The organism is Rhizobium sp. Leaf321, from assembly GCF_001423215.1.
Classification (GTDB): Bacteria; Pseudomonadota; Alphaproteobacteria; order Rhizobiales; family Rhizobiaceae; genus Neorhizobium; species Neorhizobium soli.
In genome coordinates this window covers 48,339-61,733 of sequence record NZ_LMOF01000001.1, presented here as the reverse complement: position 1 = coordinate 61,733, position 13,395 = coordinate 48,339, and the positions used below count along the sequence as shown (strand labels likewise).

The following is a 13,395-nucleotide window of genomic DNA, read 5'->3' as shown; positions in this document are numbered from 1 at the left end:
CAAATCCAACCACGACTTTGATACCTCCAGGGAGGAGGTCCATTATGAATGACATGACATCCCCGGTCATCGTGCTCAATACCGCCGATGACGTTGCCGTTGCCCGCCGGTCGATCCAGCAGGGTTCGCCTGTTGGCATCGAGGCCTTGATGGCGCGCGATCTGATCGGCCGAGGCCACAAGGTTGCGCTCAGGGCGATTGCGGCCGGGCAGGAAGTCAAGAAATACGGTCAGGTGATCGGTCTTGCGACACAGGATATCGCTCCCGGCAATCACGTGCACCTGCACAATCTGGCCATGCTTCCCTCCACGCACGAGCACCAGTTCTGCGTCGATGGGGGCGAGCGTGCCCTTCTGCCGCTCGAGCAGCGCCGGACATTCATGGGTTTCGATCGTGGCCTCGGTGGTGCCGGTACGCGCAACTACATCGGCATCATTTCCTCGGTAAACTGTTCCGCCACCGTCTCCCGCTACATTGCCGATTACTTCAACCGCATGGGCGGGCTGGACGGGTTTGGCAATATCGATGGCGTTGTCGCGCTGACGCATAGCAGCGGCTGCGCGATCAACAACAAGTCGGAAGGCTATCGCCTGCTGATCCGCACCATCCAGGGCTATGCCCGTCATCCCAATTTCGGTGGGATCCTGATGATCGGCCTCGGCTGCGAGACCAACCAGATCGCACCAATCCTCGAACATTACCGGATGGAAGAGGGCGAGCGGCTGCGGACAATGACGATCCAGCAGCATGGCGGGACCAAGAAGACGATCGACGCTGCGATCTCCATCATCAAGGAAATGCTGCCCATGGTGAATTCCGCGATGCGCACGCAGCAGCCCTTGTCGAAGCTGAAGCTTGCTCTCGAATGCGGCGGCTCGGATGGCTATTCGGGCATTTCCGCGAACCCGGCGCTCGGCCATGCTTCGGATCTGATCGTCCGCAATGGCGGCACGACCGTTCTTGCCGAAACGCCTGAGATCTACGGCGCCGAACATCTCCTGACGCGCCGCGCTTCGACACCTGAAGTCGCGCAGAAGCTTCTGTCGCGCATCGACTGGTGGCGCGACTATACGGCGCGAAATGGCGACGAGCTGAACAATAACCCATCCTACGGCAACAAGCTCGGCGGTCTTACGACTATCCTGGAAAAGTCGCTCGGTGCCGTCGCCAAGGGGGGCTCCATGCCGCTGAAGGCGGTCTACGAGTTTGCCGAGACGGTGACAGAGCAGGGCTTCGTCTTCATGGATACGCCCGGCTATGATCCGGTCGCCGTGACCGGCCAGGTTGCGGGCGGCTGCAACGTCATCTGCTTCACAACCGGACGCGGCTCGGTGTCCGGTTTCAAGCCGGCGCCTTGCGTCAAGATTGCCACCAATTCCGAAATGTACGAGCACATGAAGGAAGACATGGACATCAACTGTGGAGGGATCGTCACCGGCGACGAGACGATCGAGCAGTCGGGCGAGCGGATTTTCGAGCATGTGATCGCTGTCGCCTCGGGCGAAAAGACCGTGAGCGAGATCTACGACTATGGCGACAACGAATTCGTGCCGTGGCAGGTCGGTGCCGTCACCTGACGGAAAACGCATATTGCCCGTCGTGAAAACCGTGCTTACACCTGAAGGATAAGCCAAGCATGGGGAATCGCAGCGCATGACGACGAGCCGTTACTACTCGAATATGGGTGGCCTGCCGCCACAGACGAACCTTCTCAGTAGCAAGGCGGTGTTCACAACCGCCTATGCGGTCATTCCGCGTACTGTCATGAGCGACATCGTCACCAGCATGCTGCCGCATTGGGAGAATGCGCGCGCCTGGATCATTTCCCGGCCGCTCTCCGGTTTCGCCGAAACCTTTGCGCAATACATCATGGAAGTCGCTCCGCAGGGCGGTAGCGCTCGTCCCGAGCCCGACCCGCGCGCCTCGGCCGCCATCTTCGTCGTGGATGGGGAAATGACGATCGAGATGGACGGCCAGCAAAACCAGTTGCGGACCGGATCGTTTGCCTATCTGCCGGCAGGCTCGGAATGGCAGATCTGGAACCGCAGTGACGCTCCGGTGCGGTTCCACTGGGTTCGCAAGGCGTTCCAGGTGGTCGATGGTCTGGACATGCCGCCGGCGATCTTTACCCATGAAGACGACTGCGTGCTCGACCCTATGCCCGATACGGACGGCAAATGGGCGACGACCCGCTTCATCGATCCCTCAGACATCCGCTATGACATGCACCTCAACATCGTCACCTTCGAGCCGGGTGCGGTGATCCCGTTCATGGAAACCCACATCATGGAACACGGGCTCTATGTTCTGGAAGGCAAGGCCGTCTACCGCCTGAACCAGGATTGGGTCGAGGTGGAAGCCGGCGACTATATGTGGCTGCGCTCCTACTGCCCGCAGGCCTGCTATGCCGGTGGTCCCGGTCGCTTCCGCTACCTGCTCTACAAAGACGTCAACCGGCATCCCGCACTGTAACGGGACCTGCCGAAGCCGTTGCTGCACACGGCTTCGGCAGATCTCCCACCGAAAAATTTATCAAATGGTCAAAAATTTATCAGCCGATAAAATATCTTCGAGGCGCCGTCTGGCAAGTCATTGAAACTTATGAGAGGCTACAACTGGCACGTAGCTTGCGTCCGTTCTGTTTATCGCATTGCCTGGAAATCCAGCATGGAAGGATCGGAATATGGAAGTCGGAGTCTTCATCCCAATCGGCAACAACGGTTGGCTGCTTTCGGAAAACGCACCGCAGTACAAGCCGTCGTTCGAGCTGAACAAGGAAATCACGCTCAAGGCCGAAAAATACGGGTTTGATTTCGCGCTGTCGATGATCAAGCTGCGCGGCTTCGGCGGCAAGACGGAATTCTGGGACTACAATCTGGAATCCTTCACGCTGATGGCAGGCCTTGCCGCCGTCACTTCCAAGATCAAGCTGTTCGGCACGGCCGCAACCCTGATCATGCCACCGGCAATCGTTGCGCGCATGGCAACGACGATCGACAGCATTTCCGGCGGACGCTTCGGCATCAATCTGATCACCGGCTGGCAGCGCCCCGAATACAGCCAGATGGGCCTCTGGCCCGGAGACGACTATTTCGCCGATCGCTATGCCTATCTCGGCGAATACACGACCGTTTTGAAGGAACTGCTGGCCACCGGTCAGTCGGATCTCAAGGGCAAGTATTTCCAGATGGACGACTGCCGCATGAAGCCGATCCCGGAAGGGGATGTGAAGGTGATCTGCGCCGGCTCGTCCAATGCCGGCATGGCCTTCTCGGCCGAATATGCCGACTACAGCTTTTGCTTCGGCGTCGGCGTCAACACGCCGAAGGCCTTCGCCCCGACAAACGAACGCCTGCTGGCCGCCACCGAAAAGACCGGCCGCGACGTGCGCTCGTTCGTGCTGACCATGGTTCTTGCCGAGGAGAAATCCGAGGATGCCTGGGCCAAGTGGGAGCATTACAAGGCCGGTGCCGATCAGGATGCGATCAAGTGGCTTGGCCTTCAGAGCGCGGTCGATACCAAGTCCGGCTCCGATACCAATGTCCGCCACATGGCAAACCCGGTTTCGGCGGTCAACATCAACATGGGAACGATCATCGGCTCCTACGCCGAAGTCGCAGCAATGCTGGACGAAATGGCCGAAGTGCCGGGCACCGGTGGTGTCATGCTGACCTTCGACGATTTTCTCGAAGGGATCGAAAAGTTCGGACAATTCGTGCAGCCGCTGATGAAGAGCCGCCAGCACATCAAGATGGAACTGGAGGCTGCGGAATGACTGCTGTCGCAGGATATCAGGCACCGGCAAGCCGTCTGGAAAGCGTGACGCTTCCGGCGCGCCCGGAACCGATCTCGATGAAGCCATCGGAAACCGCTGTCGTCGTCGTCGACATGCAGAACGCCTATTCGACAGAAGGCGGCTATGTCGATCTTGCCGGCTTCGACATCGCCGGCGCCAAGGGCACGATCGCCAACATCAAGAAGACGCTGGATGCAGCGCGCGAGAACGGCGTGCAGGTCATCTATTTCCAGAACGGCTGGGACAAGGATTATGTGGAAGCCGGCGGTCCCGGTTCTCCTAACTGGCACAAGTCGAATGCGCTGAAGACCATGCGGGCGCGGCCGGAACTGCAGGGCCAGCTTCTTGCCAAGGGCACCTGGGATTACGCGATTGTTGACGAGCTGCAACCGAAGCCGGGCGACATCCTCGTGCCGAAGACCCGCTACTCGGGCTTCTTCAACACGAATATGGACAGCGTGCTGCGCGCACGCGGCATCCGCAATCTCGTCTTTGTCGGCATCGCCACCAATGTCTGTGTCGAAAGCTCGCTGCGGGACGCGTTCCACCTCGAATATTTCGGTGTGATGCTGGAGGATGCGACCCATCATCTGGGGCCGGACTTCATCCAGCAGGCGACCGTCTACAATGTCGAGAAATTCTTCGGCTGGGTCGCGACCGTCAATGATTTCTGTGGCGCCATCAGCCAGGCCGCTCCGACCGATATGTGAATTTGAAAAACAAAGAGGAGAACGGAATGCCAAAGTCGATCATCGTTCCGGAAGGAACCCAGAAGCCGATCGCGCCCTATTCGCCGGGAACGCTGGCAGACGGCATTGTCTACGTCTCGGGGACCTTGCCCTTCGACAAGAACAACGACGTCGTCCATGTGGGTGATGCCGGAGCACAGACCCGTCACGTCCTGGAGGTCATCAAAACCGTCATCGAGACCGCCGGCGGCACGATGGAGGACGTCACGATGAACCATATCTTCATCACCGACTGGGCGAATTATCAGGCCGTGAACAAGGTCTATGCGGAGTATTTCCCGGGCGACAAGCCGGCCAGGTATTGCGTTCAGTGCGGCCTGGTGAAGCCGGACGCTCTCGTTGAGATCGCCACAGTCGCCCACATCGGCAAGTAACGGCATGGTTCATTACGATATTTTTGGCGCGTCGGGAGAGGACGCGCCGACCATCATTCTGTCCTCCGGCCTCGGCGGCAGCGGCACCTACTGGACGCCGCAGATCGAGGCGCTTTCCGAGCATTTCCGGGTGATCACCTACGATCACTTGGGAACTGGCCGTTCCCCTGGCGAGGTGCCCGAGCAAGGCGGCATCGCGGCCATGGCGGATGACGTCATGAAGCTCGCGGAAGAGCTCGGCCTCAAGACATTCAGCTTCATGGGCCATGCGCTTGGTGGTCTAATCGGGCTCGAGATCGCCGCACGCCAGCCGGAGGTGATCGACAGGCTTGTGCTGATCAATGCATGGGACAAGGCCGATCCGCATTCCGGCCGCTGTTTCGACGTGCGGATTGCGCTTCTCAAAAACTCCGGCGTCCCGGCCTTCGTGAAGGCGCAACCGCTGTTTCTCTATCCGGCCGTCTGGATGTCTGAAAACGCCGAACGCATGAATGCCGAGGAGGCGCATGCAGCGGCCCATTTTCAGGGCGAGCAGAACATCATGAGGCGCATTGCAGCTCTGAGAAGCTTCGACATCGGCGACCGGCTTGCCGAAATCACCCATCAGACCTTGCTGGTCGCCACGAAGGATGATCTCCTTGTGCCCTACACCCGCTCGGTACGGCTTTCGAACATGATGCCCAATGCCGAACTCGCTTTGCTGGATTTCGGCGCACATGCGGTGAATATCGTTGATGCACCGAAATTCAACAAACTCGTGGTAGATTTTCTAAGCCGGGTTTGATTTCATCTGTACGCTCGAGCTGAAAGTTTTGAGATAGCCATGTCCGTGAATGCATCTGCCCCTGCGCTCGACGTTAATCCAGAAGTCGTTGACGCACGGATGAACTTCCGAAACGCGATGTCGCGCCTCGGCGCCGCCGTTCATATCGTCACCACGGATGGACCGGGTGGCCGTGCCGGATTTGCCGCCACCGCAGTTTGCAGCGTTTCCGACAGTCCCCCGACGCTTCTCGTTTGCCTCAACCGAACCTCGAGCGCCTATTTGCCGCTTAAGGAAAACGGCGTCCTCTGCGTCAACGTCCTCTCGGCCGACCATGCAGACCTCAGCCAGCTTTTCGGGGGCAAGACGCCCGTCGATGAACGGTTTGCCGGAGCAACGTGGGCGCCACTAACAACGGGCAGCCCGGCACTCGACGACGCTCTCGTCTGTTTCGATTGCCGCGTTGTGTCCGTTGCCGACGGTCACACGCATGACATCCTGATCTGCGAAGTGCTCACCACGGTGCAGCCAAAGGTTGGTCAGTCGCTTATCTATCTCGATCGAAAGTATCACGCGCTTTAGTGGGGAGTGACATTGGGGTTTGTTCAGACGAGCAATGCTCGGATGATCGCCCGAGGTCAAAGCGCATGGTCTGAACGTAAGGGCAGGAGTTCATGGGAAGCACAATGTGGTGCCTGGCAGCTGTCGCGGAAATCGCGATTGTCGTCGCGGCCGTCGTCTATACCGCGCGTGACCGCCGGAAGCAGCAGCGGAAAAGCCGCCGAAACGCGTACAGAAACGGCAACCGTTAAGACGTTTCTTCTGCGGTAGAAAATCGATGTTCACCGGCAGACTTTAAACCGATCCGGTCATCGAGATCTCCTGCGACCGACCGGGTTCCCGAGAATGCCGCGCGAATATGTCTCGGGGCCCCGTATGGTCAGCGTTCAAGCACTCTGATTCTCATGGATCGACGCTTTTCAGGTGAACGGCGAGGTTGTCCCGAATTGGAACGCACACCCACGTGCATGGTCCTTTTTGGTAAGCATCTGAGTGAATATCAACCACCTCATTCGCGTTGTTTTTCAACGAGTTCTGACATTGTTTCAGAATTAACTATCGCACTACATATCAATTGAGTGATGGACGGCGAGGGCTATATCTCATCGTAGAAAGGTCCCCGCAAGCCGTGGTCTGACCTTCCAAACGAGGCAGATATGGGTAAGCCATCACTACATCCTGGCGACGTTTACGCACAGGAAAGCACGATGGGCCAGTGGCCCACGACGCTGCTTGGCGGTCTTCCCGTTGTCCGCTGCAGCATGGATGAGGCGGCGCAGGGTTTCATCGATGAAGCGCTCCTTCACCGGGGCAGCAGTGCCAAGCCGTTCTATTCCACCTCGGCAAACGGACAGGTGATCGCGATGTGCGCGAAGAAGGCCGACTTCCAGGAGTTGATGCTGGAAGCCGACCAGATCCACGCCGATGGCATGCCCATGATCATGTATTCCAGAATGTTTTCGTCGCATCCTGTATCCGAACGGATCGCGACGACCGATCTCGTGCAGTCAGTGGCACTCAAGGCAGAGCGGGCAGGTGTCAGTTTCTATTTTCTCGGCGGAACCGAAGAGGTCAACGCCAAGGCAGTCGCCGCAATGCGGACCAGGTATCCAAACCTAACCTTCGCTGGGCGCAGAAACGGCTACTTCAAGCGTGGCGAAGAGGATGCGGTGATCGCCGACATCCAGGCAAGCAAGCCCGATATTCTATGGATCGGGTTGGGCTTTCCACTTGAGCAGGCCTTTGTCAGCCGGAACATCGACCGGTTGCGATCTGTCGGTGTGATCAAGACCTCAGGCGGTCTGTTCGACTTCGTCTCGGGGAAAAACGCCCGCGCGCCGTTGTGGATGCAGCGGTACGGGTTGGAGTGGGCCTACCGGATGTATAATGAGCCGCGCCGGCTGACGATGCGGTATCTGCTGTCAAACCCGGCTGCCATTCGCGCGCTGTTCACCCACTCGAATTGATCGGGTGCTGCCTTCCGATAAAGGCAGGTCATTGATGCGCTCATTACGAGCCGAGTCACTCGCCAGGTTTGTAGAAATTGTCGACGATGCCGGCCGCGAACGACCATTTTGGGCGGATAATGCTTCCGTCAATCGCTTCCATGTAACCATTGCCATTCAACGTATGCAGCTTTCGGCCGGGCCAGTGCTTGCCGGGGCTCAAGTGCTTTACGATCACCTGATCGAACCGTTCGTCATCCAGGCGCGTCACTTCGGCAAGGCTCAAAGCTGCCCCATAGCCGTTGCGGCAATCCTGCACGGGACGCAGCAGTTTGCCGTCGCGCCATATCATGTTGCCCGCGGGTCTCGCGGATCGGTCGTTGATGACAAGCGGGTTCACGGCGTGCGGTCGCCAGGGGCCGAGAAGCGTTTCCGCCGACCATAAGCACAGCGTATCGGAATAGCCGCCGATACCATCCCTTGTCACAGCGAACATCCAGAACTTTCCCGCGTGCTGGATGATCGTCGCATCGGCGGCCTCGCTGCCGGAAACAAGTGTCGCGTGTTTTTCCCAGCCGAACGGAAAGCGCGTTGCCCTGTAGATGGAAATCTCGCCGCTGAGAGACGCCTCCGGAACCATCCAGATCTCACCATCCGCTTCGATGAGGAACGGATAAGACAGGTGCCAGGTCTCTTCCAGAACAGGGATGGCTGGGCCCGGCCGTCCTTGTTCGTCAAACTCGACGACGCTGATGATGCCCTTTTGGGTCTTCTGATCAAGATCCTCGAAGAAGAGATAGTCCTTGCCCTGCCAACGAAACGGAAACGGGTCTGCGTAAAAATGGTCGATCGGGTCCGCGAGAACCTCCCAGGGTGTCCCGCCGAGGTCGCGTCGTTGCCAAACGTCATTGTCAGAGGCGACCCGACGCCAGCCGATGCGCCAGTGGGGAGCGTGGCAGCATAGCCGATAGGCAGCGCGGGCCGCGGCAGATGCCAGCATCTTGGCGCTACGAACAGTCACCGCTTTGCGGCTGATAGCGCGTGCGTGTGGCTGGGCCGTGTTGTCTGCAATACGCGGCGCACGCGGTTCTTCCGGCAAAGACTTGATGAGAAGGATGGCTGTCCGTGACCAAACGGCTTCCATCGCGCCACCGATACCAGCCGCAGCTTCGAGGGACGCAAAGCCATCGGCAACAATCCAGCGCTCGCCGGAAGGCAGGGTGCACTCAATCTCGATATGCGGTGTTCCCTCGAAAAACAGCGCCGAAGCGAGACTGAATTCACCGGCGTGGCCGTTGAACAACGGCCGATAGATCCGTGTCGATCGGGGGGATGCGCTCCGGTTCGATGTGAGGTCGATGACAATATCCGGAGCTGCGTTGTCCGACCGGGTTCGCCAGTCCGCCAACGCATCCGGCTCAATACGGTCGCAGAGGCACGGCTGGTGGCGTCGAAGCACCATCTTCTCAAGCTGCAAAAGGCTTTCGAGGGCAGGCTGCGCTGCCTGATCAGCCCCTTGGACCAATTGAAGGCGCACCGTGGTACCGGCGGCGCGCTGCTCAAGCCGACGGCAGAGCCACTGTATCCACGCCGATGTGGAGGAGCGCTCCGCCACAATCTCGATGGTCAGCGGAGGGACGGAGTTTGAAACGCTGTCCATCGTCATTTATTTCTGAAGCTGTCCGGACGCGTGCAACCTGTCTTCCGATGTTTTCGGCTGTCGGCGGATCAGGCGACGGTAGCCGTCGACCATTGCATCGAGCGAGTGTTGTTCGCGCAGCCGCTGCCCGCACTCCGATAGCCTTTGCCGCAGAAGGGGATCGGAAAGTACAGCGCGAACTACTTTTGCAAATGACGCCGTATCGGTCGTATCGACGAAAAGGGCACAGGGCTCTCCCCTGACCTGCAAGACTTCTCGCATGACGGACAGGTCGGAACTCACAACCGGAATGCCGGCCTGAGCGGCTTCCACCGGCGCGAGGCCGAACGTCTCTCCAGACGTCGGGAAAACGAAGACGTCGAGGCTTTTCAGGAAGGCGCCGATTTCGCTGGACGGCATCTCGCCTGCGAAATGAAGCCGATCCGAAACGCCGAGTTCTGCGCCGAGAGCTCGCAGTCGTGGCGCTTCCGGTCCCTGACCTGCCAGTGCCAGATGGACATCCGGCATGACCGGCAACAATCTGATGGCGAGATCAATTCGTTTGATGGCGTTGAGACGGGCGACGCTTCCGATGATCGGGACGTCGGCTGGAAGGCCGAATTTTGCCCGCGCTTCCTGCTGCGTCATCGAAACGGTTCTGTCGGCAAAGCCGTGCGGAACATAGGTCAGTCGACGCTTGTAGGATGCCGGGTGTCCTTGGTAGTCCAGCCAGGTGGCCTTCGAATTTACAGTGATCTCGTCGTAGCAGCCGGCAATGCCAAGCACCTTATCGACAAGGGCGACCGGCCGGGAAATCGTCGCCTGCGGTGAGACGTGGTTGGCAATGATCAGTGGTACGCCGAGCAAGCGACCGACCGGAGCTGCGACAACATTGCCGAAATGCTGAAAGGTCAGCATCACGTCGGGCTTTATCGTGCGCACGAGCTGCGACAGACGACGAAGCATGGCAAGGTTCTGCGAAATCCCCTGCGGTCTCGGATCGGCCGCAAAATGCGCATTTTCGAAGTGGTCGCAGCCGCTGGTCTTGCGATAGAGGAACAGGTGATGCGCCTCGAATTCGGGCTGTCCGGAAATCGCTGGTTTCGACAGCTGTTCGGCGAGAAGGCGCGTGATCTCCTGAGCGCCCGCTGCTTCAGCTTGCGTCTGGATAAAGAGAAGACGTGTCGGACGTCGCTGCGCGCTCTCGGCCATAGGTTTTCCGGTTCACTCGTATAGTGACGATAAAGACAGCGAAAGCTCAAGAGAGGCTAAACACGATACTTAGCATTCGAACGATACTGCGTATTACTGGGATTTTCTTGGGAGTCGTGAGGCGCGGACGTTTTGCGCGGCGCATGACCTCAACTCGACGTCTTGAACGCAGAAGAGCGGCGGGGAGCCCCTTTTTCAGCGTTGCTCTTGATGATGATCTTTGTATACTCGCTGACCATCAGATTGAGAGAGTAACGTTCGGCGAGTTCGCGTCCCGATGCGGAGAGCCGGTCGTACAGCGCCTTGTCTGCAAGCAGCAACTCGATGCAGCTGACGAATTTATCAGTGTTTTCGGCATCGACGAAGAGGGCACAGGCGGATCGCTCCACCTGCAGGACTTCGCGCAGCACCGGCAGGTCGTTCGCGATGACAGGCACGCCTGCCTGCGCAGCCTCAACGGCTGCAAGCCCGAATGTCTCTGCGGCCGTCGGAAACGCGAAGACGTCGAGACACGCAAGGAAAGTCCCGATTTGCTCCGGGTTGACCTCTCCTGCGAAATGGACACGGTCTGCAACGCCAAGCGTATGGGCGAGAGCCTCGAGGCATTCTCTGTGTGGGCCTTGGCCGGCAATGGCCAGGTGCAGACTTGGCACATGCGGCAGCGTTGAGATTGCCAGATCAATGCGCTTCAGAGGATGCAACCGGGCGACCGTTCCCATGATCGTCACATCCTTGGGCAGATCGAAACAGTCCCTTGCCTTCTCTTTCGATAACGACGTGGTTTTCTGCGCAAAGCCATGCGGAATATGGACCAGCCGTTTGCGGTAGCTTCGTGCATAGGACTGGAAGTAATTCCAGGTCGCATGGGAGTTGACGGTTATCACGTCATAGAAACCAAGTGTGCCGAGGATGCGATCGGCCAAGCCAACAAAGCGGTTCACGGTTGCGGGCGAGGACACCTGATTTGCGACGATATAGGGAATGCCCATTGCCCGCCCGACAAGTGCACCGAGCACATTGCCGTAGTGCTGAAAGGTCAACATCGTATCCGGCTTGATCTTGCGCACGATGGAGAAAAAATTACGCGCGAAGGCGAGACATTCGCCAAGGCTTTGAGGCCTGCGGGGTGCTGCAAAATGGACATTGGGGAAGTGATCGCAGCCATCGGTCTTCCGGTACAGGAAAAGATGGTGCGTTTCGTATTCCGGCACGCCCGTCAGTTGCCCACGCGAAAGCTCCTGGCCGAGAAGCCGCGAGATCTCCTGCGCGCCCGCCAATTCCGCCTGAGTTTGCAGAAAAAGCACACGCCTCGGCTGCCTGGCTCGGTTGGACAATTTCAACTCCTAATTGGTGGGGCAATAGTAGATTGTTCGTCTAAACAATAGGCTAACAGCATCGTTTCCAACAGTAACGATGATTTGTGCGGGTATCGTAAACGTATTATTTCACTTCTTAAATTGATGCCGGCAAACGACCGCGATGAACTCGGACGCCGCCATGCAGATAGGCTGCGTCTGCTTTCTGAAGTCCTGGATAGTGCTGGTACACTTGTCGCCTGATCGAGAAGACAAGGATGAGAAAGATGAAGATCAGGAGAGACGTCGACCGACCGATTTCGTTCTCGACGAGGTTGTTGACGGTGTACATGTTGACGTAGGCAAACGACAGGCCGATGAACTTGTCTCTGACATTTCCGACCGATACGACGAGCAGAAGATAGGTCGCTGACAGTGCTGCGAGAAACAGCAGGAAGCCGGCGATGCCGCCTTCGATGATGAGCGTGATATAGCCGTTGTGGAAGTTGTCGAGCACCCAGCCATAGACGCTTTTGAAGCTCGTCAGGCGTTCCGGAGTCCAGAAGCTGTCAAGGCCGAAGCCGAAGATCTCGCGTCCCTGCAATTCACGGAAGCCGTAGCTCCAGATCTTCATGCGGCTGTTGGTATCGACAGTGATGCCTGCAACGCCGATCTTGTCGGCATCGACCACGAACGTCGTGGAGACGAGATTGATGATCGGTATCGCGAACAGGAGACCGGTGAGCAGTGCTAGTCTCTGGAGGAGCTTTGGCAGTCTGGAAATCACAATCGATGCGACGCCCAGAACTGAAATAAGCTGGCCGCCGCGCGACCCTGCCATATAGACCGCGAGCAAGGCGATCCCGACCATTGCGATACGACCGACAAGCGCGCCCCATTGCGCGAGCGGCGTGACGCGTTGGCGCAGGGGAAGACCAACGCCCGCGATCAGCGCGTAGGCCGCATATGCTGCGAGCCCGTTCTTTTGCCCGGCAATGCCGCGCCACTTTCCCGCATGCTCCCAGCTGCTGTCGACACCGATCGAAGGGACCAGCAGCGCGACCAGAACGCAGACGACAACGAAGGTGGAGAGCGCCGCGAACATGACCCGTAGCGACTGTTCGAGCGTCAGCGTGTTGGCGATCGCAAGCGACGTCACCAGCGCGTTGAAGATCAGGATTGCCTTGATGTAGCTATCGGCACTTTGCACGCCCCACACCGCGGAAAAACTGACATAGAGTAGGAACGCTGCAAGCAGGGTGCATTCTATGCCGGAGGGGATCCTGAGCCCCACCTTGATAAACGCCACCACGACGATCCAGCCGGAGAGCATCAGGAAGACGAGATAACGGGCCTGCTCCGTCCAGGAGGGCAGCTTCAGCTCTTCGGCCGGCACCCACATGGAAAGAAGCAGAAGCAGGAACATGGCCGGTGCGATATAGCGATGCGCCATTTCAAAATCCGCCTCGTATCCGTTAATCCAAATGCCTCAAAGTCCCTACTCCTGAAACCCTTAAACCGGCATTAAGCGGCGGGTCGTCGGCAAGGTTATCCGTTCGAT

The 13,395-nt window shown here is 58.4% G+C and carries 12 protein-coding genes; 8 read left to right on the top strand and 4 right to left on the bottom strand.

All coding sequences use genetic code 11. The features are described from left to right. Positions 1–44: 44 nt before the first annotated feature. The 8 genes from ASF70_RS00285 (at position 45) to ASF70_RS00250 (ending at position 7,709) form a co-directional block, all read left to right on the top strand. Complete coding sequence (locus ASF70_RS00285) at positions 45–1,577, top strand: altronate dehydratase family protein (RefSeq protein WP_062576457.1); 1,533 nt, start codon at positions 45–47, stop codon at positions 1,575–1,577. Positions 1,578–1,653: 76 nt separating this feature from the next. Further along, complete coding sequence (locus ASF70_RS00280) at positions 1,654–2,472, top strand: bifunctional allantoicase/(S)-ureidoglycine aminohydrolase (RefSeq protein ID WP_062576455.1); 819 nt, start codon at positions 1,654–1,656, stop codon at positions 2,470–2,472. A gap of 211 nt (positions 2,473–2,683) precedes the next feature. Next, a complete protein-coding gene (gene rutA, locus ASF70_RS00275; RefSeq protein ID WP_062576453.1) occupies positions 2,684–3,775 on the top strand; it encodes a pyrimidine utilization protein A in 1,092 nt (363 codons plus the stop codon). After that, positions 3,772–4,506, top strand: coding sequence for a pyrimidine utilization protein B (rutB, locus tag ASF70_RS00270; protein WP_062576451.1), 735 nt, complete (start codon positions 3,772–3,774; stop codon positions 4,504–4,506). Before rutA ends, rutB begins: the two co-directional genes overlap by 4 nt. A 26-nt stretch (positions 4,507–4,532) precedes the next feature. Then, positions 4,533–4,919, top strand: a complete 387-nt coding sequence (gene rutC, locus ASF70_RS00265) for a pyrimidine utilization protein C (protein WP_062576448.1) — start codon at positions 4,533–4,535, stop codon at positions 4,917–4,919. Between the two features lie 4 nt (positions 4,920–4,923). Further along, complete coding sequence (rutD, locus tag ASF70_RS00260) at positions 4,924–5,703, top strand: pyrimidine utilization protein D (RefSeq protein WP_062576447.1); 780 nt, start codon at positions 4,924–4,926, stop codon at positions 5,701–5,703. A 39-nt stretch (positions 5,704–5,742) separates the two neighbouring features. Then, positions 5,743–6,264, top strand: a complete 522-nt coding sequence (locus tag ASF70_RS00255) for a flavin reductase (protein ID WP_062576445.1) — start codon at positions 5,743–5,745, stop codon at positions 6,262–6,264. A 686-nt stretch (positions 6,265–6,950) separates the two neighbouring features. Continuing rightward, complete coding sequence (locus tag ASF70_RS00250) at positions 6,951–7,709, top strand: WecB/TagA/CpsF family glycosyltransferase (RefSeq protein WP_062576443.1); 759 nt, start codon at positions 6,951–6,953, stop codon at positions 7,707–7,709. Positions 7,710–7,764: 55 nt separating this feature from the next. Here ASF70_RS00250 and ASF70_RS00245 read toward each other — a convergent pair whose 3' ends face one another. From ASF70_RS00245 to ASF70_RS00230, 4 genes are all read right to left on the bottom strand, one after another. Next, on the bottom strand, positions 7,765–9,348 hold the full coding sequence (locus ASF70_RS00245) for a hypothetical protein (protein WP_156461708.1): 1,584 nt from the start codon (positions 9,346–9,348) through the stop codon (positions 7,765–7,767). 6 nt (positions 9,349–9,354) lie between these two features. Next, positions 9,355–10,539, bottom strand: coding sequence for a glycosyltransferase family 4 protein (locus ASF70_RS00240; RefSeq protein ID WP_062576439.1), 1,185 nt, complete (start codon positions 10,537–10,539; stop codon positions 9,355–9,357). 149 nt (positions 10,540–10,688) lie between these two features. Continuing rightward, a complete protein-coding gene (locus ASF70_RS00235) occupies positions 10,689–11,843 on the bottom strand; it encodes a glycosyltransferase family 4 protein (protein WP_244473906.1) in 1,155 nt (384 codons plus the stop codon). 148 nt (positions 11,844–11,991) lie between these two features. Beyond that, positions 11,992–13,287, bottom strand: coding sequence for an O-antigen ligase family protein (locus tag ASF70_RS00230; RefSeq protein WP_062576437.1), 1,296 nt, complete (start codon positions 13,285–13,287; stop codon positions 11,992–11,994). Positions 13,288–13,395: the final 108 nt, after the last annotated feature.

Excerpts from the sequence above, each read along its gene's own strand:
- rutB (WP_062576451.1), top strand. The coding sequence starts at position 3,772 with ATGACTGCTGTCGCAGGATATCAGGCACCGGCAAGCCGTCTGGAAAGC.
- ASF70_RS00245 (WP_156461708.1), bottom strand. The coding sequence starts at position 9,348 with ATGGACAGCGTTTCAAACTCCGTCCCTCCGCTGACCATCGAGATTGTG.
- ASF70_RS00255 (WP_062576445.1), top strand. The coding sequence starts at position 5,743 with ATGTCCGTGAATGCATCTGCCCCTGCGCTCGACGTTAATCCAGAAGTC.
- ASF70_RS00285 (WP_062576457.1), top strand. The coding sequence starts at position 45 with ATGAATGACATGACATCCCCGGTCATCGTGCTCAATACCGCCGATGAC.
- ASF70_RS00250 (WP_062576443.1), top strand. The coding sequence starts at position 6,951 with ATGGGCCAGTGGCCCACGACGCTGCTTGGCGGTCTTCCCGTTGTCCGC.
- ASF70_RS00230 (WP_062576437.1), bottom strand. The coding sequence starts at position 13,287 with ATGGCGCATCGCTATATCGCACCGGCCATGTTCCTGCTTCTGCTTCTT.
- ASF70_RS00280 (WP_062576455.1), top strand. The coding sequence starts at position 1,654 with ATGACGACGAGCCGTTACTACTCGAATATGGGTGGCCTGCCGCCACAG.
- rutD (WP_062576447.1), top strand. The coding sequence starts at position 4,924 with ATGGTTCATTACGATATTTTTGGCGCGTCGGGAGAGGACGCGCCGACC.
- rutC (WP_062576448.1), top strand. The coding sequence starts at position 4,533 with ATGCCAAAGTCGATCATCGTTCCGGAAGGAACCCAGAAGCCGATCGCG.
- ASF70_RS00240 (WP_062576439.1), bottom strand. The coding sequence starts at position 10,539 with ATGGCCGAGAGCGCGCAGCGACGTCCGACACGTCTTCTCTTTATCCAG.
- rutA (WP_062576453.1), top strand. The coding sequence starts at position 2,684 with ATGGAAGTCGGAGTCTTCATCCCAATCGGCAACAACGGTTGGCTGCTT.